This window comes from Sphingorhabdus sp. (assembly GCF_044357595.1).
Classification (GTDB): Bacteria; Pseudomonadota; Alphaproteobacteria; order Sphingomonadales; family Sphingomonadaceae; genus Sphingorhabdus_B.
On the sequence record NZ_JBIKPH010000184.1, the window covers coordinates 1 to 3,516 of the forward strand.

The window sequence follows — 3,516 nt, forward strand, 5'->3', positions numbered from 1 at the left end:
GAAGTGTGCCTGAAAAGCTTCTGCCGCCAAATCCGCAACATCATTCCCGAGGCCCGCCTCGAACAGCGCCCCGCAACGGGCTGGAGCAAAAAATGACCAAAAAATATGACGCCCTCATCATTGGCGCTGGCCATAACGGCCTTGTTTGCGCCTTTTATCTGGCACGCGCCGGCCTGAAGGTCCGGATTGTCGAGCGCCGCGATGTGGTCGGCGGCGCTGCTGTGACCGAAGAGTTCCACCCCGGTTTCCGCAATTCGGTTGCAAGCTATACGGTAAGCCTGCTTCAGCCGAAGGTCATTTCGGACATGAAGCTGGTCGACCATGGCTATCGCGTAATCGAGCGGCCCATTTCCAATTTCCTACCGCAGGAAGATGGCGGCTATCTGAAACTCGGCGGCGGGCTGGAGCGGACGCAAGCTGAGTTCGCGCGCTTTTCAAAGCATGATGCGGCCGTTTTGCCGCAATATTATGACATGCTCGAAGGCGTCGCAGATGTCCTGCGCGACCTTGCGTTGCGATCGCCACCCAATGTCGGTGATGGCCTCAAAACGTTAATCGACGCCGCTGTGCAGGGCCGTGGCTTGACGAAGCTTAATCTGTCGCAGCAACGCGACGTGTTGGAACTGTTCACGAAATCAGCGCGCAGCTTCTTGGATAGCTGGTTCGAGAGCGAGGCGGTGAAAGCGGCATTCGGCTTTGACGCTGTTGTCGGCAATTATGCCAGCCCCGATACGCCGGGCAGTGCTTATGTATTGCTGCACCACGTCTTTGGTGAAGTGAATGGCAACAAGGGCGCATGGGGCCACAGCATTGGCGGCATGGGTACCATCACGCAGATCATGGCCAAGGTATGCCGCGATCTTGGCGTAGAAATCAGCCTCGAGGCGCCTGTCTCACGGGTATTGGTGGATGGCGAAAAGGTTGCGGGCGTGCGCCTTGAAAGCGGCGAGGAAATCGTAGCCGACCGCGTGATCTCCAATGTCGGGCCAAAGCTGTTGTACGAACGCATGTTCGACGATGCCGACTTGAAACCGGAATTCAAACGCCGCGTAAAGGGTTTCAAGGCAGGCAGCGGCACATTCCGGATGAACGTCGCCTTGTCGGAATTGCCCAAATTCACGTGCTTGCCCGAAGCTGGCGAACATCATCAATCGGGCATCATCATTGCCCCAACGCTCGATTATATGGACCGCGCATTTTTGGATGCGAAGCGTGACGGTTGGTCGCAAAAGCCAATCGTAGAAATCCTTATCCCGTCCACCGTCGACGACAGCCTTGCGCCTGCGGGACAACATGTCGCCAGCCTATTCTGTCAGCAATTTGCGCCAGAGTTACCTGCCAATGCGGATGGCACGCCGCGCGATTGGGACGCCGAAGAGGGCAAGGCCGCAGACGATATCATCAGCACAGTTGAGGCCTATGCACCCGGCTTCCGCGCGTCCGTTTTGGGTCACCAAATTCTTAGCCCCAAGGGACTTGAGCGCAAATTCGGCTTGGTCGGCGGCGACATCATGCACGGCAATATGAGCCTTGACCAATTATGGTCTGCCCGCCCGATATTGGGCCATGGCGCCTATCGTGGCCCGCTAAAGGGCCTGTATATGTGCGGCGCAGGCAGCCACCCCGGTGGCGGCGTCACGGGCGCACCGGGGCATAACTGCGCGGCAGAAGTGTTGGCCGACCGGAGTATATTCAAACGGATATTTGCCTGAGGACTTGGCCTGAGGACTTGGCCTGAGGACTTTAGCGGGGGACAATGAAAAAGCCGGACCTTTTCAGATCCGGCTTCTCCTCCCCTGTTGCCAGTGGCAACAAACTTAAATTGAAACCTTAAAAATCGCGCGAGAATTTCAGACCGATCACGCGCGGCTTGATGAGGACATCATAAAACGCACCGCCCGTTGGCGTTGATGCCGTGACACCCGTGCCGCAGACCGTTTCAAGACACTGTACCCCGGTATTTACCACGCCGCGTGTGTCGAACAGGTTGGTGGCAAAGGCTTCAATGTCCCACGTGTCTTTCTTCACACCAATGGAGAAGTCCGCCGTGGTGTAAGCATCCAAATTGCCCTTGATGGCATTCTGAACAGGCCGCAAATCGCTCCTGCGTCCGCCAATGTGGTTGGCCGCAAGTTGTATATGGCCATTCCAATCTGCAATCGGAAATTCGTAACGTGCAATTGCATTACCCTTAACCTTAGCGGTCACAGGAAGACGCGAACCGGATGGTGCAAGCAATTCATTGCCCGCCGTGGAGCAATTAAAAGTTGCGTTGGCTATCTTACAAAAATCGCGTTGGCTCTTCGCATCATTATAGCTGAATCCAGCGTTCAAGCTGAACCCGCCAGTACGAAAGCCAGCGTCCATTTCAAGGCCGCGAATACGCGCAACGCCAGCGTTGCGGATTTCGGTGAGGCCGTTCGCACCCAAGAACGACAGTTGGATGTTATTCCAATCTTCCTGGAATACGGCGCCGTTCCAACGGAACGCACCGAATGTGGTTTTCCAACCGAGTTCATAATTGTCGAGCTTGTCCGAACCATAAGGCGGCAAGGTGCCGCGACGGTTGATCCCGCCCGGACGGAAACCACGCGACCATGTGGCATAGACCAAAACATCGTCGGTAACTTTGTACGTTGCGTTCAACTTATGAATGAAACCCGTGTCCGACGTTGATTTGTCCACGTTGGTGCAAGGGCTGCCATCGACAAGGATCGGCACGGGCGTGCCTCTGGGATTGGCCTTCCGCGTTGAACCATCGGTGTTGAGGCAGGCGGCTTCGCCGGTCTTGCTCGAATAGCCACCAGAAAATCCGAAGAAGCCCTGAAGCGAGTTATCAAACTTATAATAACGTAAACCACCGGTGAGTGACAGCTTCTCTGTCAGATCATAGGTCAATTCACCGAAGGCCGCGTAATCGCGGTCGACGCGCTTTTGCTTGGTCAGCCAGATATTGCTGTTGGTACCCGTCACAGTGATGGAGTCAGCAATATTGTCGATGATATAATTCTGTTCAATATTATGCGACTGACGTTGCGCAAAAAGACCGCCGATGAAGCGCAATGGCGCATCCGCGGGGCTTGCGACACGCAATTCACCAAAGCTTTTCTTATACCGGTCAATGCCTTGAATATACTGGTTCGGGTTTACCAGATCGCCGGCATTATCGTAAAAATAGTTACCGTAACCGGACAGCGCATCGTAAAAATAGGCGTAATCGGAGTAATCCAATTGTGTTTCAGTCTTGCGCCGCAAGTGGCCGCCTGTCGCGGTAACATCCCATCTTCCGATCTTTCCTTCAATCGTCAGTGCGCCCTGAATCCATTTATCGCGGCTGCCCTCTGGGTTATATTGCACCGTCTGAAGCTCACCAGTGGTCTGGCCGGAACGTTCCTGCGCGTAGCTGCCATTCGTATTCTGAACCTGCCCCATCAAGGTTGGCTTAATGGTCCAATTGTCATCCAGATCAATGCCGAGCGCCAAACGCGCGCCGTAGGTTTCAGCATTGTTGAAGTT

General features: G+C 54.9%; 2 protein-coding genes. One reads left to right on the plus strand and one right to left on the minus strand.

Features of this window, described 5'->3' with window-relative positions:
* Positions 1–92: 92 nt before the first annotated feature.
* On the plus strand, positions 93–1,712 hold the full coding sequence (locus tag ACIQ2T_RS12605; RefSeq protein ID WP_397591111.1) for a phytoene desaturase family protein: 1,620 nt from the start codon (positions 93–95) through the stop codon (positions 1,710–1,712).
* Between the two features lie 118 nt (positions 1,713–1,830).
* On the opposite strand, the gene ACIQ2T_RS12610 is transcribed toward ACIQ2T_RS12605, so the two are convergent.
* On the minus strand, positions 1,831–3,516 hold a 1,686-nt coding region (locus ACIQ2T_RS12610), incomplete at its 5' end, for a TonB-dependent receptor (RefSeq protein WP_397591112.1).